General features: G+C 69.4%; 15 protein-coding genes. 5 read left to right on the top strand and 10 right to left on the bottom strand.

The features are described 5' to 3' along the window. Positions 1 to 135 precede the first annotated feature (135 nt). Positions 136 to 3,075: a glycoside hydrolase family 48 protein gene (locus OHA77_RS16645; RefSeq protein ID WP_406318961.1), complete on the bottom strand. Its 2,940-nt coding sequence runs from the start codon at positions 3,073 to 3,075 to the stop codon at positions 136 to 138. 437 nt (positions 3,076 to 3,512) lie between these two features. Here OHA77_RS16645 and OHA77_RS16640 point away from each other — a divergent pair, with 437 nt between their 5' ends. After that, complete coding sequence (locus OHA77_RS16640; protein ID WP_406318960.1) at positions 3,513 to 3,728, top strand: DUF6158 family protein; 216 nt, start codon at positions 3,513 to 3,515, stop codon at positions 3,726 to 3,728. A gap of 185 nt (positions 3,729 to 3,913) precedes the next feature. Here OHA77_RS16640 and OHA77_RS16635 read toward each other — a convergent pair whose 3' ends face one another. Then, a complete protein-coding gene (locus tag OHA77_RS16635) occupies positions 3,914 to 4,738 on the bottom strand; it encodes an Ig-like domain repeat protein (protein ID WP_406318959.1) in 825 nt (274 codons plus the stop codon). Positions 4,739 to 5,201: 463 nt separating this feature from the next. Next, on the bottom strand, positions 5,202 to 6,785 hold the full coding sequence (locus OHA77_RS16630; protein WP_406318958.1) for a cellulase family glycosylhydrolase: 1,584 nt from the start codon (positions 6,783 to 6,785) through the stop codon (positions 5,202 to 5,204). Positions 6,786 to 7,149: 364 nt separating this feature from the next. Here OHA77_RS16630 and OHA77_RS16625 point away from each other — a divergent pair, with 364 nt between their 5' ends. Next, entirely contained in the window at positions 7,150 to 9,855 is a 2,706-nt protein-coding gene (locus OHA77_RS16625) for a glycoside hydrolase family 9 protein (RefSeq protein ID WP_406318957.1), read from the top strand. A gap of 138 nt (positions 9,856 to 9,993) precedes the next feature. Here the strand turns inward: OHA77_RS16625 and OHA77_RS16620 are convergent, their stop codons facing one another. The 3 genes from OHA77_RS16620 to OHA77_RS16610 form a co-directional block, all read right to left on the bottom strand. After that, positions 9,994 to 11,478, bottom strand: coding sequence for a protein kinase domain-containing protein (locus OHA77_RS16620; RefSeq protein WP_406318956.1), 1,485 nt, complete (start codon positions 11,476 to 11,478; stop codon positions 9,994 to 9,996). Next, entirely contained in the window at positions 11,465 to 12,469 is a 1,005-nt protein-coding gene (locus OHA77_RS16615) for a LacI family DNA-binding transcriptional regulator (RefSeq protein ID WP_406318955.1), read from the bottom strand. Before OHA77_RS16615 ends, OHA77_RS16620 begins: the two co-directional genes overlap by 14 nt. Positions 12,470 to 12,810: 341 nt before the next feature. Then, positions 12,811 to 13,149 (bottom strand): DUF2516 family protein, encoded by a 339-nt coding sequence (locus tag OHA77_RS16610; protein ID WP_326819744.1) that lies wholly within the window; start codon positions 13,147 to 13,149, stop codon positions 12,811 to 12,813. Between the two features lie 240 nt (positions 13,150 to 13,389). Here OHA77_RS16610 and OHA77_RS16605 point away from each other — a divergent pair, with 240 nt between their 5' ends. Further along, positions 13,390 to 14,100, top strand: coding sequence for a VOC family protein (locus tag OHA77_RS16605; RefSeq protein ID WP_406318954.1), 711 nt, complete (start codon positions 13,390 to 13,392; stop codon positions 14,098 to 14,100). Positions 14,101 to 14,632: 532 nt separating this feature from the next. Continuing rightward, positions 14,633 to 15,217 carry a hypothetical protein gene (locus OHA77_RS16600; RefSeq protein WP_406318953.1) on the top strand — a complete coding sequence of 195 codons (585 nt, stop codon included), beginning with the start codon at positions 14,633 to 14,635 and terminating at the stop codon, positions 15,215 to 15,217. Between the two features lie 1,029 nt (positions 15,218 to 16,246). Here the strand turns inward: OHA77_RS16600 and OHA77_RS16595 are convergent. The 4 genes from OHA77_RS16595 to OHA77_RS16580 all read right to left on the bottom strand — a co-directional run bounded on the left by OHA77_RS16595 (position 16,247) and on the right by OHA77_RS16580 (position 18,595). After that, entirely contained in the window at positions 16,247 to 16,714 is a 468-nt protein-coding gene (locus OHA77_RS16595) for a hypothetical protein (protein ID WP_326819747.1), read from the bottom strand. 4 nt (positions 16,715 to 16,718) lie between these two features. Then, positions 16,719 to 17,246: a helix-turn-helix domain-containing protein gene (locus tag OHA77_RS16590; RefSeq protein WP_406318952.1), complete on the bottom strand. Its 528-nt coding sequence runs from the start codon at positions 17,244 to 17,246 to the stop codon at positions 16,719 to 16,721. A 69-nt stretch (positions 17,247 to 17,315) separates the two neighbouring features. Next, positions 17,316 to 18,242 carry a M56 family metallopeptidase gene (locus OHA77_RS16585; protein ID WP_326819749.1) on the bottom strand — a complete coding sequence of 309 codons (927 nt, stop codon included), beginning with the start codon at positions 18,240 to 18,242 and terminating at the stop codon, positions 17,316 to 17,318. Then, positions 18,239 to 18,595: a BlaI/MecI/CopY family transcriptional regulator gene (locus OHA77_RS16580; protein WP_326819750.1), complete on the bottom strand. Its 357-nt coding sequence runs from the start codon at positions 18,593 to 18,595 to the stop codon at positions 18,239 to 18,241. The genes OHA77_RS16585 and OHA77_RS16580 overlap by 4 nt, the downstream gene beginning before the upstream one ends. Positions 18,596 to 18,745: 150 nt before the next feature. Here OHA77_RS16580 and OHA77_RS16575 point away from each other — a divergent pair, with 150 nt between their 5' ends. Further along, positions 18,746 to 19,252, top strand: coding sequence for an O-acetyl-ADP-ribose deacetylase (locus tag OHA77_RS16575; RefSeq protein WP_406318951.1), 507 nt, complete (start codon positions 18,746 to 18,748; stop codon positions 19,250 to 19,252). Positions 19,253 to 19,364 lie beyond the last annotated feature (112 nt).

The following is a 19,364-nucleotide window of genomic DNA, read 5'->3' as shown; positions in this document are numbered from 1 at the left end:
GTCAGGGGTGCCGTCACGCCCCGAGGTCTCAGGGGAGGGGTGAGCTGGTCGGCGCCCGGTCGGACGGGGCGGACCGGATGGGCTGTCCGCCCGGTCCGACCGGCCAAGGCCGGTCGGATCGGGCGGATGGGCCGGTCAGGGGAAGAGCCGGCCGTACTCGGCGAGGGCGACGGCCACGTCGACCTGCGCCCAGAACCGGTGGTAGTTGAAGGTCGGCGCGGGGCCGGTGCCCTTCAGGAACGAGTCGACCTTCGGCCAGTCCGGGTCGTTCTTGTAGAAGGACCGGATCGACATGAAGGTGGAGTTGGAGTCGATCACGTCGCCGTTGGGCATCTTGCCCGTCCAGCCCGCGGGGACGTAGACCGGGTCGTTGAGCCGGCTGTAGTCGGCCTTGGTCTCCGGCACCGAGACGCCCTTGGCGTCCTGGTTGTTCTTCCAGATGCCGTCCAGCAGGCCCTTGGCGATGGTCTTGGCCGTGGCGTTACCGGACTTGGCGGCGTAGTAGGTGAGCACCTTGGCGTAGGAGCCCGCGACACCGATGTCGCTGGTGTAGTCCCGGATGCTGACGTGCAGCCCGGCGTTGCTGCCCGGGGAGCTCGCGTTCCAGGTGTCCGGCTGGCCGGTCCACACCAGGGTCGAGGGGATCTGGAAGGTGCCGTCGGCGTTGACCGTGGTGTTGTCGGTCGCCCACTTGACCCACTTGTCCAGCACCAGCTTGGCGTCGGCGTTGCCGGTCGCGTAGTAGAGCTCCGCGACCCGCTCCATCGACCAGGCCTGGAAGCCGAACCACTGGTTCGACGGCGGGTCGTGGTAGACCGGCTGCCAGTCGTAGGCCATGCCGTAGAAGGTGGGCAGCGTGGACGGCGGGGCCGCGTAGTGGCCCTGCCAGCTGTTGGTGGCGCCACCGGCGATCGCGCCCTCGGTCGACTGCAGCCAGCGGTAGAACTCCAGCTGCCGCTTGGTGCTGGTGGTCCAGTCCTGTACGGCGGTCGCCCCCTTGGGCTTGAGCGCGTCCACGCTGGACAGCGCCCAGGCGGCCATCGGGTTCTGGTAGCCGGAGTGGTTGTGGCTGGAGCCGATCCGCCAGGCCCAGCCGGCGGAGGTGTCGTTGGCGCCGCCCCAGGCGTAGTACCAGCTCAGCAGGTAGGCCGAGCTGTCCTTGCCGGTGCCGGCCGCGCACGAGGTGCTGGTGCAGCCCTGCTTCTTGAAGTACTTGTCGTACATCGCGTAGCGCAGGTAGTCACCCATCTTCGCGGCCTTGGAGACCGAGGTGGCGACCTGCGACTCCTTGCCCTGCTCCTTGGCCCAGGTGTGCGCCCAGTAGGCGGCCTGGACGGCGCGGGCGTCCGCGTCGGGGGCGTTGGTGTACTTCCACTGCTTGGCGTAGGCGCTGTCCCCGGTGAACAGGTCCAGGTAGCCGTTCTTGCCGCCGTGCTTGAAGGTGTCGCAGGACGGCTGGGGGATGGTCTCGAAGACCGACTCCTCCGGGCCGCGCTGGTAGGTGTTGATGTAGGCGGGCTTGGTGGTGCCGTCGCCGCAGCGGCCGAAGCCGTAGGTGTTGTCCACGTCGAGCAGCCAGTGCATGCCGTACACGTCGCTGGTGCCGTAGGCGCTCTTCAGCTCGCCCGCGATCGGGTCGGTGCCGACGCTGACACCGCTGTCCAGCTTGGACGGGTACTGCTTGATGTCGTCCCACTCACCGGCGTAGGTGGCGGGCTTGGACGCGTTGTAGAAGGAGTTGGTCGGCTGGTCGGCGGTGGAGGGGATGATGTACTTCTCCATCGAGGCCCAGGCGGCGTTGAACTTGCTCCAGTCGCCGGTCACCTTGCCATAGGCCGCCTCCAGCCACAGGTAGTAGCTGTACGCCTCGGAGGTGGTCTCGTGCCCGTGGTCCGGGGCCTCGACCATGAAGGTCTCCACCGAGTGGTACGGCACGCCCTCCGGTGAGAAGTAGCCGTTCGCCGGGTCCTTGAGCTTGTTGTACATCGTGGTGAAGCGCTTGATGTACTCGTTGTCGCCACCCGCGCTGTCGTTGTCCACCTCGGTGGCGGTCGCCTTGGCCGAGGTGTGGCCGGTGGCGGTCGAGGTGAACTCCGCGCTGCCCGAGGTCTGGTCGGCGTCCTCGGCGGCGGCGATCTTCACGGTCTGGGCGGTGTTCCAGTTGGCCGTGGTGAAGGTCAGCGAGCCGCCCGAGGAGACGGTCAGGTCGGCGTCGCCACTGGTCCTGGCGGTCGTCACGGTGACGTTCGCGGACGGGGCCTTGGAGAGTTTGACCGAGAGGTCCGCGCTGCCGCCCTCGGGGACGGCGACCGTGGCCGGGGTGAGGAGTACCGCGGGGGCGGCGTTGGCCTGAACGCTGATCCCGATCGGGGAGGAGGTCGTACTCGCGCCCTTGTCGTCGGTCGCCTTCGCGGTGAGCGAGTAGTCGCCGGCCGCCACGTTCGCCCAGCTGTAGGCGTACGGCGCGGTGGTGTCGGTGCCCAGCAGGGTCGTGCCGTTGAAGAACTCGACCTTGGCGACCGTGCCGTCGCTGTCGGCGGCGTTGGCGGTGATGTCCACCGTGGCGGGCGCGGTGAAGGTGGCCCCCGCGAGCGGCTTGGTGATGCCCACGGTCGGGGCCTGGTTGACGGGGCCGGTCCCACCGCAGGTGACGCCGTTGATCGTGAAGCTGGTCGGCTTGGGGTTGGACCCGGACCAGTTTCCGTTGAAGCCGATGCTGGTCGAGGCCCCGGTGGCCAGGTTGCCGTTCCAGTCCAGGTTCTTGGCGGTGACGTTCTGGCCGCTCTGCGCCCAGGTGGCACTCCAGCCCTGGGTGAGCTTCTGCGACGCGTTGGGGAAGGCGAACCCGAGGGTCCAGCCGTTCAGCGGGTCACCCAGGTTCTTGATCGACACGTTGGCGGTGAAGCCGCCCTGCCAGTCGTTGGTCGCGTAGGTGACATCACAGGAGACCGCGGCGAATGCGGGCGAGGCTGCCAGCGCGGTGGTCGTTCCGGCCGCCAGGCTGAGCAGCGCCAGCGCGGTGACCCGTCTCCGGAAGCGTGGGAGCGCTCCCGTTTTGGCAGGAATCTGAGGCATCGAAAGGGTCCTCCAGGGATGATTCCGAGGTAAATCCCCTGGTAGGGGGCTCACGTCGGACGGAGCGGGGAAGAAGGGGGGTGGGAGCGCTCCCAAACAAGATTCTGGAGACAGTCCTCAGGATGTCAATGGCATGTGTTCCGCGTTACGTCCAGGTTTCGCTGGACATGGCGTCAGGCTGCTGCGATCCGCCCGGATGAATTCTCCGATTGTGAAAGTTTCAGATTTCCGGTGTCCACGGGGCCGGTTGTTCGCGCCGTACGCGCCTCTTCGGGGTGTGGTGCGCCCGGCCGCCGGGTGGCCGCCCATCGGAGCCGGGGCGGAGAAAGATCAAGGTGTTTCCGGCGACGCCGCTGCCGCAGGGCCTCGTTGGCAGTGTGATATATCCCGCTACGAATAGGGGTGACTGGTTTGCTGGGTGGGTAGAGGCTGGAGCCATGAACAGAGCCGACCCGAGAAACCTGAGCGTGCGAGATCTGCGCGATGAGCTGAACCAGCTCGAGGAGACCTGGTTGGAGACCATCCTGAGCGGTTCGGAGGATGCCCTCGACAACCACGCGTCGCGGACACATGAGCTGGAGGAAGAGGTTGACCGCCGTCAGCGGGGCGACGACGGCCCCCCGCCGGCCCCGGAGGAGACGGACCGCCCCTGAAGGCGCAGGATCGCCTGCCCATCCGAAGAGCCGGGGAAGCCGATGTCCCGTCGGAGCGGGGCCCGTCTGAACGGACAGACGGGCCCCGCGAGCCGTCAGGCGGCCGGCGCCGATGTCGTGGGCGGGTGATCCGGTGTGGTGCCCTCCAGGGTCACCTGTCTGCGTTCACCGTCCCCGTCCGCGGGTCACAGCCATTGGTACGAGTGATTCTTCGCGTGCTCCGAGCGCTGCCTGTCCGTGCGTTCCGTGGTGGGCCTGCTCTCGCGCTCCGCGTCGTGCCTGGCGACGCCGCGCGGAGCACGACGGATGGTCTCCACGGCGCCGCCCGTCTCCGCCTGCTCCGGCCTGGACCTGGTGATCCTGACCGGCCGCGAACCGTCGTGCTTCCTCGAGAGCCTGTTCTGGCCTTCCTCCTGGCGCTCCCGGCCTCTGCTGTTCGACTCTTGGCGCTCCCGGCCCCTGCTGTCCGACTCCTGGTGCTCCCTGCCCCTGTTGTTCCCGGTCCTCGCGGGGCAGAGACCGCCGGCGCCGATCCGCTGGGTCAACAGCGCCGAGACGCTGGGCCTCAGCCGGTTGGTGCCCGGATATCTGGCGACGATCTGGTGCACACCCTTGGAGAGGGTGGGGGCGGCCAGCGCCGCGTGGCCGGCGGCGTCGAGTCGGTCCCTGCCCAGCCTCCCCTGGTCGGTGGCGAATCCGACCGTGCCGGTGGGAGTGGTCCGTCCTGAGGAGGTGACCGCCGCGAAGAAGATGACCGGACCCACCTGCCCCATGTCGCACGACGAGGTCAGCGTCGTTGTGGTCGTCTCATGTGGGATCCCGCGATCGGACCGGGGGACGGTGCCCGCGACCAGAGTCCCGCCCGGGGCCGTGGAGTGCGCCGCCGTGCCGAGCGCCGCCGGCGTCGATGCCGCTGCGCTCGCGATCTGTGGTGCCGTGACGATGCCCCCCGTCGCGACCGTGGCGATGAGTCCTCCCACCAGCCAGGAACGGGCGATGTTTCGCGACACGATATGAGAATGACTGGCTTTTATCATCAAGCTGTCCCTCTTCTTCTGGTGCTACTCCGTTCTGGCGCATTGCCGATGATGCGCCATTATCGCTGAGTCTACTGATCGGCGGAGGCGCCATTGCCGTACGACATGCGGGGCATTTAATTTGGCCGTCCATGTCAAGAAATAAAGGTAATACGGCTCTGCTGTCGAATAAGTGTGGTCGTTTTCTGAACGCCTCCGGGCCGGGGACGCGCCATGCCACGGAGGTCCGGGACCACCTCGCACGGCGCCGCACTTCCGTCCCCGCCCCCGCCTCGCCCCCGTCGACGCGGCGAGGGCGCGCCGCATGCGGCACGCCCTCGGTAGGAGTCGGCGGACGGACTGGCCCGCCGTGGGACCCGGCTCGGAATCAGGTCCGGGGATTCGGCTCGGGACCTAGTCCGGGGACCCGGCTCAGGACCGGGTCCGGGAAGCGGGGTCAGGAGCAGGTGACGGCCTCCGGGCCCGGAGTGGAGGGGCCGTTGGCGGTGAAGCCGATGGTGACCGACTGCCCGGCGGGAAGGTTCCTGGCCCAGTCGGGCCCCTTCGCCGTCCAGGTGGTGCCGCTGGTCGTGACGACGGCGTTCCAGGCGCTGGCGAGCGTCACACCCGACGGCATCGACCAGGTGGCCGTCCAGTTGCCGAGTGCCGAGCCGCCGGTGTTCTTGACCGTCAGCTCACCCTGGAAGCCGCCCTGCCAGGAGTTCACGAGCTTGTAGGACGAGGTGCACGAGGCCGGCCCCGCCGTCGGGGTGGGGGTCGGAGTGGGCGTCGGATTGCCGCCCCCGCCCCCGCCGACCGGCGGGATCAGGTAGGGCTGCAGGATGTCCTGCTTGTCCTGGTTGATCGAGGTCCAGTCGTCCTTGGCGATGCCGCCGGTGTCTCCGGAGTTGGGGTTCCACGACCAATAGGTGAACGACATGCCGTTCACTCCGGTGCCCGTGTACTTCATCAGCTCCTGGAGCCAGATTTTGTCCACGGACGCCTGAAGTGTGGTTCCGAACTCGCCCATCATGATCGGGGCAATGTTCTGCTTGTACAGATAGCCCCAATATTTGTCCCATATCGCGGGCATGTTCGCCGGGTAATTCGGCGCGTCGAACCACGTCTGGTGATAAACCGAGGTGGCGTATTCGTGGGGAGAATAGACCAGCCGGTCCGGCACGCTGAGTCGTACCGGGAACTGGCCGGCTTTGGACAGGTTGCCGCCCCACCAGCCGCAGTCCTCGTCGTTGCTGGGGTCGTTGTCCCAGACGTTGGACAGGCCGCCGCTCGGGCAGCTCACACCCTCGACGAAGATCAGCCAGTTGGGGTTGACCGACAGCACCGCGTTGCCTGCCCGCTCGGCGGCCAGCCGCCAGTCGCGGGTGGTGTCGCCGCAGCCCCAGCAGGCGCCGGTGGCGGCCGGGTTGGTGCCCTCGGCGTGCGGCTCGTTGTGCAGGTCGGCGCCGATGACGGTGGTGTTGCCGGCGTAGCGCTGGGCGAGCATCTTCCAGTCGTCGATCCACTTGCTCTCCGGCGTCGCGGCGACGTACCAGAGGGCGGACTGCCCGGCGGCGGTCGGGCGGTGGCGGTCCAGGATGATCCGCATGCCCTTGCTGCCGGCGTAGTCGATGACCTTGTCGAGGATCTGCAGCGGGGTGTTGCCCACCAGGTCGGGGTTGACGTAGTCGTTCACACCGGTGGCGACCGCACCCGGCTTGAGCGCGTCGTTGGAGAACGGCACCCGCAGCGTGTTGTAGCCGAGTGAGGCCATCTTGTCGATCTGGCCCTTCCACGGATTGCTCGACCACAGCCCGTGGAACGTCTTGTTGTCGGTCTCCATGCCGAACCAGTTGATGCCGGTCAGCCGGACGGTCGCCCCCGTGCTGTCGACGATCTTGTTGCCGGAGGTGTGCAGGTAGCCGGTGCCGGTTCCGCCCGCCGCAGCCGCGGGGGAGGAGCCGAGCGCGACCGCCAGCGCCGAGGTGGTCACGAGCGCCGCAAACGCCGCCGACCACCTGCGAAAACGCAGGACTTTCATCAAAGGGTGCCCTTCGAGGACGGGATCTGTTCGCGGGGTGGGCCCCCGCGATCGAAAGTTGCGGCCGGTCGCGTCCGTCATGTTTCGGCGCCGGTGGGGCGCACGTCAACCACGCGCCGAGGCGTTTCCCGCCTCCGGGGGAGGAGAGACGCCCGCTAGCTCGGTCTTGTACGGTTTGCGCACTTCTCGTTTCGTGAAAGTTTCACGGCTCTCACAGCCGTCCGGCGGCCCGGGAAAGGGAGATTTCCCACGTCGCGCTCCCGTGCTCCGGTCGGGCGGAGAGCGGAACCCGGGGACCGTCCTTGCGCATTCCCTCGCGGTCACGAATATGGGAGCGCTCCCACATTCCCCCGGAAGGACCAGCATGAGACTCAACCGGCGTGATCACCGCCGCTGGCGAAAAGTCGCGGCGGCCACGGCGACCGCGTTGCTCGGCGCGGGTCTGGCCGTCTCTCCCGGCCTGACCGGCACGGCCGCCGCGGCGGGCTCGACCGTCAAGGTCAACCAGGTCGCCTACGTCCCCGGCGTGCCCAAGCAGGCGACCGTGGTCACCTCGGCGGGCACCCAGCAGACCTGGACGTTGAAGAACTCCGCGGGCGCCGCGGTCGCCACCGGCCAGACCACGGTCAAGGGCGCCGACGCGCTGTCCGGCGACACCGTCCACACCGTCGACTTCTCCTCCTACGACACCGCCGGGACCGGCTACACGCTGTCGGTAGGCGGCGAGACCAGCTATCCCTTCGACATCTCCGCCGACCCGCTCAAGAAGCTCCGCTACGACGCGCTGGCCTTCTACTACCATCAGCGCAGCGGTATCCCGATCGAGGCCCAGCACGTCGGCTCGGCCTACGCCCGCCCCGCCGGTCACCTCAACGTCTCGCCCAACCAGGGCGACAACAACGTGCCGTGCCGTACGAGCTGCGGCTACACCCTCGACGTGCGCGGCGGCTGGTACGACGCGGGCGACCACGGCAAGTACGTGGTCAACGGGGGCATCTCCGCCTGGCAGCTGCTCGACGAGTACGAGCGGGCGGTCTCCTTCGGCGACAAGGCGGCCCTGGGCGACGGCAGACTGAACATCCCGGAGAAGTCCAACGGCGTGCCCGACATCCTGGACGAGGCCCGCTGGGAGGTCGACTTCCTGCTCAAGATGCAGGCGCCCGGCGGCCTGGTCCACCACAAGGTGGCCGACGCCGCCTGGACCGGTCTGCCGACCATCCCGCACCAGGACTCCCAGCCCCGCCAGCTGGCCCCGGTCAGCACCGCGGCCACGCTCAACACCGCCGCGGTGGCCGCCCAGTGCGCCCGGCTGTGGAAGACGATCGACGCGGCCTTCGCCGACCGCTGCCTCACCGCCGCGGAGAAGGCCTACACCGCGGCCAAGGCCAACCCGGCCCTCTACGCCCCCGCCTCCGACGGCACCGGCTCCGGCCCCTACAACGACAACAAGGTCACCGACGAGTTCTACTGGGCCGCGGCCGAGCTCTACCTCACCACCGGAAAGTCCGCCTACCGCTCCGACCTGACCGGCTCGCCCCTGTACCGGGGAGCCGGCCTCAGCACACGCGGCTTCGACTGGGCCGAGGTCGGCGCGCTCGGCGACATCAGCCTCACCGTGGTCCCCAGCGACCTGCCGGCCGCCGACATCGCGGCCACCCGCTCGAAGATCGCGAGTACGGCCGACGGTCTCCTCACCCAGATGGCCGGGCAGGGCTACCCGGCGCCCTTCGTGTCCACCGACGGCTCCTACTACTGGGGCTCCAACGGGATCATCGGCAACAACGGCGTCCTGCTCGCCCTGGCCCACGACTTCACCGGCCAGGCGAAGTACCGCAACGGCGTCTACGCCGTGATGGACTACTTCCTGGGCCGCAACCCGCTCAACCAGTCCTACGTCTCCGGGTACGGCGAGCAGGCCATGCGCAACGCCCACCACCGCTTCTGGGCCAACCAGCTCGACGGCTCACTGCCGATCACACCGCCCGGCGTGCTCTCCGGCGGGCCGAACAGCCACCTGGACGATCCGACCGCGGCCGCTCGGCTCAGCGGGTGCAAGCCCCAGAAGTGCTACCTCGACGACATCAACGCCTACTCGGTGAACGAGGTCACGGTCAACTGGAACGCCCCGCTGGCCTGGCTGGCCAACTGGGCGGCCGAGAAGTCCGGGAGCACCCCGCCCGCCGACACCACCCCGCCGACCGTGCCCGGCAAGCCGGCGGCCTCGGCGGTCACCTCGACCGGCGTCACCCTCACCTGGACGGCCTCGGCGGACCCGGAGAGCGGCGTGGCCGGCTACGACGTCTACCGAGGCAGTACGAAGATCGCCTCGACGACGGCCGGGACCTACCAGGTGACCGGTCTGATCCCCGACACCTCCTACACCTTCTCGGTGGTGGCCAGGAACGGCGCCGGGCTGGCCTCGGAGCGCTCACCCGGTACCGAGGTGACCACCTCCGGGACTCCGGCGGACACCCCGCCCACCGCTCCCGGCACCCCGCAGGCGAGCGGGGTGACCACCACCGGTCTGAAGCTGACCTGGGCCGCCGCCACCGATGACCAGGGGGTGGCCGGCTACGACGTCTACCAGGGCAGCACGAAGATCGCCTCGACGACGGCCGCGACCTACCAGGTGACCGGCCTGACCCCCGACACCTCCTACACCTTCTCGGTCGAGGCCCGGGACACCGCGGGGCAGACCTCGCCGCGGTCGGGGAGCGTCACGGTCCGGACGGAGGCCGGGAGCCAGACCGGGACCTGCAAGGTCACCTACGCGGCCAACTCCTGGGGCAACGGGATGTCGGTCAACGTCTCGCTGACCAACACCGGCACCTCGGCCGTCTCCGGCTGGACGCTGAAGTGGGCCTTCGGCGACCCCGGTCAGAAGATCACCCAGTTCTGGTCGGCCGAGGTGGTCCAGAGCGGAACCGACGTGACCGCCAGGAACCTCGCCTGGAACGGGAACCTGGCCCCGGGCCAGTCGACGAACTTCGGCTTCAACGGCACCCACAACGGGGCCAACCCGTCGCCGGCGGCCTTCACCGTCAACGGCTCGGCCTGCGTCCCGGGCTGATCCACTCAAGAGGCTCGGCCCGTACTCCGGGCTGACCAAGAGGCTCGGCCCGCACCCCGGGCTGACCCACGGGAGGCGGCGGTCGCCGGAACCCCGGCGACCGCCGCCTCCGCGCTGTCCGGCGTCCAACCGGGCCGTTCAACCGGCGAGCGCGACCGCCACGAGCCTGAGCTGCGACTCCAGCACCTGGCGGAAGTCGTCGGACAGCGTGCCCTCCCGGTGCCGATCGGCGATCTTCCCCCGGATCGGGGTGAGGTCGCGGGAGCAGCAGACGCTGCCGGCCAGCACCTGCCGCAGGTCCAGTGCCACGTCGGGACGGATCCAGCCCGCGCTCGCCCCCTCGGCCAGCAGCGCGTTGAAGCGCCGCACGCTCTGGCCGAGGCTCGGCACCGACGACCGGACCGTCTTCGCCCGGGGAGGGGCGGTCGGGGCGTTCTCCGTCCGGACGGTCCGTGGCTCGGGCAGCTCGTGCCCGCCTCCGGTGGACGTACGCGATGGAGGACTCCCGGTGGGGCCGGGAGCCGTGCTTGACACGGTCGCCGGGGCGCTGTGCAGGGGGACGGCGGGTACGGTCGCCCGCACCGTACCGGATGCGCCGGGCAGGGACGTGCCGACGACGGCCGAAGGGGTGGCGGGCCCGGCCCGCCGCCCCTGGGCGGTGCCGGAACCCGGCCGCGGGTCCGCGCCGACGGCGAGCTGGTTCCAGGTGAGAGCCCCCAGGACCAGCACCGCGACCGCGGTCACCGTCCAGCGCAGAAGGAGGGTTCCTCCGGTTCCGGAGGCTCCGGTCAGTGCCGCGGTGAGGCCGTCCGCCACGTCCTGCGCCTTCGGCCGCGCTCCCGGTTCCTGCGACAGGCAGCTCCGGCAGAGCGCGGCCACCGCGGGGGGCAGCCCCGGGGCGCAGACAGTGGGTGGAGGCCCCAGCCGCCGGACGTTCTCGATCTCCTCCCAGGTCCGTTCCGGGTACGGCGTGCCACCGGTGAGCATCTCGAAGAGCAGCACCCCGAGTGCGTAGACGTCGCTCGCCGGGTCGGCGGTCACGCCGGTGAGCCGCTCGGGCGCGAGGTAGGGGGGCGTGCCGTAGTCGGAGACGTGGTCCTCGCCGTCCTCCCCGATGAACGCCGCGATGCCGAAGTCGAGCAGCTTGGCGCCGGTCGCGGTCAGCAGCACGTTCTCGGCGGTGACGTCCCGGTGGACGATGCCCCGCTCGTGGGCGGCGGCCAGCACGTTGGCCAGCCGGGCGGCGATCAGTGCCGCGTCCGCCCAGGGCAGCGGCCCCTCGGAGATCCGGTCGGACAGCGGGCGCCCCTCCAGCAGGCGCATGACCACATAGGCGGCGAGGCGGCCGTAGGAGGTGACGGCCTCCCCGTAGTCGTACACCTCGATCGCGTCGGGATGGATGAGCCGTGCGGTGGCGCGGGCCTCACGGCGGATGAGTTCGCGGCCTCCCCGGTCGGCGCCGATCTCGCCGTCCAGCAGCTTGACCGCGACCATCCGCTGCAGCGACTGGTCGAAGGCCCGCCAGATGACGCTCATGCCTCCCCACGCGATCGGTTCCAGCAACAGGTATCGGCGGGTGAGCACGTCACCCGCGCGGAGTCCGCCGTGCTCAGGCGGACTCACGGACCACCAGCTCAGTGGGGAGCATCGGATTGTTCCTCGGCAGGTCGGAAGAGGTCATCGAGAGCAGGAGCAACCGGGTGGCCAGTGCGGCGAACTCCTCCACGGGCTGGCGGACGGTGGTGAGCGTGGGAGAGGTCCGCCGGGCGACGGGTGCGTCGTCGAAGCCGATCACGGCCACGTCGTCCGGTACCCGGCGGCCGGTGCGGCGCAGGGTCTGCACGGCCGCCGCGGCCATCACGTCGGAGGCGGCGAACACGGCGTCCACATGCGGCATACGGCGCAGCAGCCACTGCATGCCGTGCACCCCCGAGGAGTGGGTGAAGTCGCCGTAGGCCACCGGCACGCCGGTCATCCCGGCCAGGTTGAGCGTCTGGACGAAGCCGTCGAGCCGGTCCCGCGCCGCGGGCAGCCCGGGTGGTCCCGCGATGACACCGATGGCCCGTCGGCCGCCGAGGAGGAAGTGCTCGGCGGCCTGCCTGCCGCCGTCGCGGTTGTCCATGTCGATGTGCGGGAGGTCGATGCCGTCCGGCGGTCGGCCCGCGCACCGTACGGGAATGCCGGACGCGGCCAGGGTCACCGCGAGCGGATGCCGGTCCCGCGCGCTGATCAGCAGGACGCCGTCGACTCCTCCGGCGACGAGCGGTGGTGTGGCGATGGTGGACGTGGCGGCGGTGGCCGTCATCACGGCGAGTGGCACGCCGTGACCGGTGAGCACCTCCTCCGCCGCAGTGATCATCCTTGCGTAGAAGGGTTCGGTGAACAGCCGGTGCGCGGGCTCGCAGACCACGATGGCCACGACTTGATCGGATCGGCGTCCGGTTCCGCCACGGGGCGCGCGATGCCGTACATAACCGAGACGCGAGATCGCGTCATGCACCTGTCTGCGGGTCGAGGTACTGACCCTGACTGAACCGGTGATTACCCGGGATGCGGTGGCAGGAGAAACTCCTGCCTCTGCCGCGACCTGGGCAAGTGTGGGTAGATCAGACATAACTTCCTCCACACCAAGATTCCGCACAGGTGGGAGCGCTCCCAGTGAACGTAGCATTGTTTCGAAAGTGTCAAAAGATGTTTCCGGAAAATCACTACACGTATGTCAAATTCACCTGACATTTCAGTCAGGGATGACGACGGACATGGTGTCCGAATCGGACTAATGGCTATCTCAGTAGGGGAGTTCCGGTCGTCCGGGACCGGGGAGAGATCAAGAGCGCTCAGCGGCCCTTGACATGCCCGGGTCCGAGGAGGCGGAGTGTCACGCACTCCCCGGACGGGGCGGGCCTGTCCGGGCGCACCGCCGGGAGCGTCGGGCGCGGGGACAGGATCATCGGCTCACCAGGGGCCGTAGGGGCCCTGGTTCCCGCCCTTGCCGACCTCGCTGACGGCCGGCTTCACGTCCGCCAGGTAGATGCCGGCGGCGATGACGGAGGCGATGGCGAAGAGGTTGAGCTGGCCCATCCCGATCCCGAAGTAGCCCACCGCCGTGGTGAAGGAGAACAGCGCGGCCAGCCCCAGGATGATCAGCCAGAGCTTCTTGCTCTGCTTGCCGGTGATCGCGAACGCGCGCGCCGGAGTCCGTACGGCGTGGAAGAGGGCCCACGCCGACATGATGAACGCGGCGATCGACAGGATCCAGAAGATCAGATCCAGGACACCGTGGATCTCAAGCATCGTCTCTCCAAAACGCTCGCCTCGCTGGTGTATCTGTCAGCCTAATGCCGAAAGCCGCCCCCGCGTCGTCCCCGGACGCGTGCGCGTCCGTCAGACGGACGGCATCCGGCGCTCCGGCTCCGCCGCGGGCGCGAGGACGGCCGCCCGGAACGAAGGCCCGCGTGTCATGGCACCAGGGGCGGACGGGACCGGTGCCCTCATTCCAGAAATCCGATCATGGAATTCTGCGACCATGCCGATATGACACAGAATGCTCAAGGCACGGGTGAAAGACTGAGCCGCCTGGAGATCTCCGACGCGGTCGGCGATCTGGGGTGGCGCTACATCCTGGGGGTCGTGCGCGCGTCGGTGCCCGTGGCGTCGCTGACGCAGGGGTGCGAGGTCGCCGCGCGGGTGGCGGTCGTGGCCGGCGACGACGCCGACGGCAGTCTGTGGATGGACGTCCGCCGGGATCAGGTGATCATCACGCTGCAGTCCCTCGCCGCCGCCCGGGTGACCCCGCTGGAGATCGAGCTCGCCCACCGGATCTCCTCGACCGTGGACGGGCTCGGACTACGCCTCGACGCCGGAGCCGGTGAGCGGGGAGCACGGTCCGCCCAGCTCATCGAGATCGCCGTCGACGCGCTCGACATCGCCGCCGTCCGCCCGTTCTGGAAGGCCGTGCTGGGCTACGGCGACGAGGCCGGTGCGTCGGGGCCCGAGGACCCGCTTATCGACCCCGCCGGTCAGGGGCCGGCGATCTGGTTCCAGCAGATGGACGCGCCGCGGCCGCAGCGCAACCGGATCCACTTCGACGTCTCGGTCCCGCACGACGAGGCACCCCATCGCATCAAAGCCGCGCTGGCCGCGGGCGGAGTGCTGCTGTCCGACGCCGCGGCCCCCGCCTTCTGGGTGCTGGCGGACGCGGAGGGCAACGAGGTCTGCGTGACGACCTGGCAGGGCAGGGACTGACCCCGGCGAGTCGTCCTCGGCCGGCTTATCGGCGGCCGGCGCGGACGGTGACGCCGACGTCGACATCGACATCGACATCGACGCCGCGGTGCGGAGTGCGGAGGATCATGGGGGGGGGTCCCTTCTGTCGGGGGGTGATGCGGAGCCGCGGCAGATGCCTGGCCACTCCCCATTGGGTACCCGGACGGCCGTATCCGCAAGAGGGCACGGGCCGCGTCGGTTTCCCGCCGGGACACCGCGATCGTCCGCCCGGGCCTCCTCCTGACAGCGTTCTTGCCGGCACGATCGAGCGCGATCACGGTGATCACAGCCTTGTCCATGATCACCGTTGTGGCGCTGATCTGACGGTTTTTCGCCTGCCGTCCCGCCGGCTGACGAAAACATCGTCATCTTCTCGGTGCGGACGGTGAGTTGCCGGGCCGGGAACGCGCTGCGCCTCTCTATATTCTCCGGAGAGTGGGCGTGCGTCGTGCCCGAAAGCGTGAGTCCAGCGACTCGCCCCGATGGCTGGTGCCGAGCGGTTGGAGTGGACATGGTCGGTGGGGCCTCGCGCGAGCCCAGCCCGAAAGGGAAGCAGGCTTTCCCCGAGGTCGACCCCACGCTCCGGGCCACCGCGGCAGCGACGGCGGGTGGCACGCTCGTCATCTTGTGGCCCGCGTTCACACTGGGCGCGTACGGCGCCATCTTCTTCGACGCCGTGCTGGGAATCTGGGCCGTGGCCACGGCGGTGCTGCTCTCGGGCCTGATGCTGCACACCAGAGGCGCGCTGCCCTGGGGAGGCTGGGTCGCGCTGGCACTGCCCTCGGTCTGGATCGTGCTGGCCGTCATGGCACGGAGAACCCATGGGGCTCACTACCTGCACTACTTCGAGGTGGTGCTCACCCTGGTCGGCGCGCCGACCCTGACGTGGCTGCTGTCGAGGATCCTGCTGCCCGACTACGCCGAGCTCCCCGAACTGCACCGGCTGCGGGCAGTCCTCGTCACGGTCGCCGTCGGAATCCTGGCCTTCCTGCTCGGCAAATTCAACTACCTGTTCCTCACCTGCGCTGATTTCGACATCAGCGGCAACAACACTCCTCCCGGCTGCGCACCCGGCCCGCCTTTCCACCTCCTTTGAGAAGCTCTTACCCGGACGACTCCGCTGTCCGCCCATCCCTTCCCGCCGATAAGATGATCATGGATGCTTTTCCCTGCATCCCGGCTGAAGCCGAGCCGGGTGGCGCCGGTCTTGTCGGCCACCAAGCTCCCGGGCATCGTCCAGCAGCGTCCACGCCGCGATCAGCTCTTCCGGTTCCCACTCCCGCCGTACCGGCGCGCTCTCTCGTCCGACCGGCCCCGAGGCCGGGAACACCGTCGAACCTCGAAACACCGCTACCGGCTGGTATGGCCGACTCCTGACGATCGCGAACCGCGACCGTGATCTATCGCAGAGCTGTTCAGCGGCTGGGACCGTTCCATGACCTTGCTGTGTGGCCATGAGCCGGCTGGGGGTGCCGCGGTTGCTGCGCTGTCGGTGGCCGGATGAGGCCATTCGACAGCACTGTTTGCGACGGTCTTCTTCCGAGCCCGGCAGGGCGGGAGCACCGGGGCTGGTGTGATGCGCCTCTTGGCGGACGGGTCGGGGCTCGTAGGCACGGGCGCTTTCGAGCCGGACCTGCGGATTCGCGCCGGACGGGAAAGGCGGTGCGGGCCATGCCCGGTTCGGGCCGAGTGAATAACCGAGGAATAACGAGCGGTCCCCAATTAAATGGGGTATTCGCCCTCTTTGTTTTGGCCTGACCGGACATGTTGGGCTTCTTGTAAGTATTGGCGCGGACGCTTAACGTCATCGGCGCGGGCCCTCAAGGCCCAGCGCTGGAAGCGCAACCCCACCTGGGCATCCTGGTCCCGTATCTGACCTACACCCTGATCGCCCACAACACCGGCCCGGATCCGGTCACCTCCGCCATCTTGCCGGCGGGTAGGACCGCCACCAACCCGGCGAGCGGATGCACCGGCGTCGCGGGCTCGGTCACCTGCCCTGAGCGCCGAAAGGCCCGGCGGGTCGCAGCACGCCGACCCGCCGGGCACCGCGGTCATGACCGCCCTCACGCTCGAAGCGCGCACCGCCGGCACACGGGACGAGCTCACCCGGTCGTGGCGAGTCTCAGGCCTTGCGGGTGGAGGTGTTCTTCGGGGTGCGGTTGTTCTTCCTGGTGGCCTGGGTGGCGATGGCGGGCTCGGCCTTCTCGGAGATCTCCTCCAGCTCCAGGGCCGCTTCGCCGCTGCTCTTGGAGACGACCTTGCGGCCGCGGCTGGCGAACTCCTCGTAGAGCTCGACGGCCCTGCCGGTGAAGTGGTCGGCGTAGCCGCGAGCCTTGTCGGGGAAGTCCTTGGCGTAGCCCTCGGCCTTGCCGCTGAAGTCCTTGGCATAGACCTCGGCCTTGCCGGCGAACTCCCTGGCCTTCTCCGGCAGGTCCTTGGCGGCCTCGCGGATCTCCTCGCGGCGGCCCTGCAGCCTCTGGAGCTGCTCCGGAAGCTCACGGAGCTTCTCGGCGGCGAAGTCGCCGACGCCGGCCACGGCGTAGAACGGCTTGGACTCGGCGAGCTTCTTGACTTCGGTGGCGAGAGTCATTGGATCAACCTTCCTTGGTTTCCGATGTGGCGTCGCCGTTGGCCGAAGGTGCCCCGTAGGGCTTCAGCGCGGCGAGATATCCCTCGGGCAGCGGTGCGTCGTCGTTCGGCGAGGAGCCGGCGTCGCCTCCCTGCGGCTCCGGTGCGGGACGTGCCTCCTGGAAGGTGTCCCCGTCCCCGTCCGCCTCCGCGGCCCGGTTCTCCTTGCGGAACGACTCGTAGATGTCGATCAGCACCTGGCGCTGGCGCTCCGTGATGAGGCGGTCGGTCCTGATCGCGCTCAGCACGTCGTTGTCCGGCTCGCGCTCCTCGATGAGACCGGCCTGGACGTACAGCGCCTGCGACGAGATGTGCAGCCCCTTGGCGATCTGGTTCAGGATCTCCGCACTGGGCTTGCGCAGTCCCCGCTCGATCTGGCTGAGGTAGGGGTTGGAGACCCCCGCCGCGCTGGCGAGCTGGCGCAGGGAGATCTTCGCCTGCGTGCGCTGCTCGCGGATGTACTCGCCGATCGAGCCGACCTTGGGTAATGCCATGGCTTCAGTCTGCCCGATAGTGCTTGCAATTGCAAACGCTTCGGTTAACAGTTGCAAGCAAAGAAAGGGTCAGTGCGGAATCAACCAGAGCAAAGGCGCGGAAGCGGTCAGGGTGACGGAGAAGGCGACGATGCTGTAGCGGACCCCGAGGGGCAGGTACGGGCCGGGGGTGATGAGGCGCTCGACCCGGGCCATCACCGCCGAGGAGGAGCCGGCCGCGCCGAGCGCTCCGTTCGGGGTCGGCACCGCGCCCGCCGTACCGAAGCGGAGCAGGGCGGTGGCCAGCCGGCGCGGGGAGCAGTAGCGGCGGGCCACGTCGTCGGCGGCCATCTCCACCAGCAGGCTGACCTCGTTCTGCACGGTCGCGATGAATCGCGACCAGGGCAGCGCCCGGCGCAGCGCGGCGAAGGGGAGCAGCACCAGGTCGTGGCGCTCGCGGACGTGCGCGGTCTCGTGGGCGAGCACCGCGGTCAGCTCGTCGGCGGACAGCAGCTTCAGGGTGCCCGCGCTGACGACGACCTGGGAGCGGAGGCCGGGTACGCAGTAGGCGGTGGCCCCCGGGTGGTCGACCACCCGCACGCCGGGGACCCCGGGATCCTCGCGGGCGATGAGGGTGAGCAGGACGCGGTGGCGGTGCCGGGCGCGGAGCGTCTGCACGCCCGCGCTCAGCAGCACCATGACGAGCACGGTGAGCGCGGTCAGCCCGGCGACGAGGGCCAGGATGCGCGGCAGGTCGTAGGGTTCGAGCGGGCCGTCCCCGGCGCCGAGCGCGGAGGAGGCGAAGGCGGCGAGACCGTGCAGCACGCCCTGGCCGTAGGGCTCCAGGGCGTAGGCGAGCAGCGCGCCGGTCCCGGCCAGGCCCCAGGTGACGCCGAGCGCCTGCCACAGGACGATGGCGACATGCGGGGCCCGGTAGGTCCACCGCGCCCGGGTGAACCGCCAGGCTCCAACCGCGCAGACCAAGGCGAGTGTCGCCAGGGCTGCCGCGGTTATCACTCGTCCTCCAGCTCCGTCAGGGCTCTGCGCAGGATCTCCGCCTCGTTGCCGGAGACGGTCTGTGCGAATCGGGTAAGTGCGGCCGACCGGTCTCCGGTCAGGTCGAGTGCTTCAAGCATAAGCTCCGCGATGTATGCGTCGCGGCTCTCCGCTGGTTCGTACCGCCACGCGCGCCCGTCACGGGTGCGGTGCAGGAACCCCTTGCGGGTGAGCCGGTCGAGCACGGTCATCACGGTCGTGGGCGCGAGATCCCGGTCGGCGATGAGACGCCCGACCTCGCGCGCGGTGACCGCGGATGGCTGTGCCCAGATGATGTCCATGATGCTGCGTTCCAGCTCGCCGAGACCCTTCACAGGGACAAGCCTAACTCCCGCACCACGAGGGGTAGTACTACGGGCTGTCGAGTTTCCCGGATCGCCGGGAATCCCGGGGCGGACGGCATCCCGGAGCGGCGGGGGGCAGACTCGGTGGAGAAGCCGTCAGCCGTGAAAGGGCGCATCGCCATGGAGATCAGACTGATCCAGGGGGACATCACCGGACAGGAGGTCGACGCGGTGGTCAACGCGGCGAACTCCTCGCTGTTGGGTGGCGGGGGCGTCGACGGGGCCATCCACCGCCGGGGCGGCCCGGAGATCCTGCAGGAGTGCCGGGCCCTGCGGGCGTCGCGCTACGGCCGGGGCCTGCCCACCGGGAAGGCGGTCGCCACCACCGCCGGCCACCTCCCCGCCCGCTGGGTGATCCACACCGTCGGCCCGGTCCACTCGGCGGCGGAGGACCGCTCGGCGCTGCTCGCCTCGTGCTATCGCGAGTCGTTGCGGGTCGCCGACGAGCTGGGGGCCGCCACCGTGGCCTTCCCCGCGATCTCGACCGGGATCTACGGCTGGCCGATGGACGACGGCGCCCGCATCGCGCTGTCGACCGTACGGCGGACGCCCACGAGCGTCACCGAGGTCAGGTTCGTGCTGTTCGACGCGGTGGCCTACGCCACCTTCGAGAGCGCGCTCGTTTAGCGGGTTCTCGTCGGGGAGATCTCGTCGCGGTCGTCGTCCCGGTCGGTCGCCACCTTCGAGAGCGTGCTCGCCTGGCAGGATCCCGTCTCGGTCGGTCGGGCCCGCGATGAAC

Origin of the sequence: Streptosporangium sp. NBC_01639 (assembly GCF_045209755.1) — a bacterium.
Classification (GTDB): Bacteria; Actinomycetota; Actinomycetes; order Streptosporangiales; family Streptosporangiaceae; genus Streptosporangium.
Note: the sequence above shows the minus strand (reverse complement) of the source record. Positions and strands in the feature narration are given on the sequence as shown.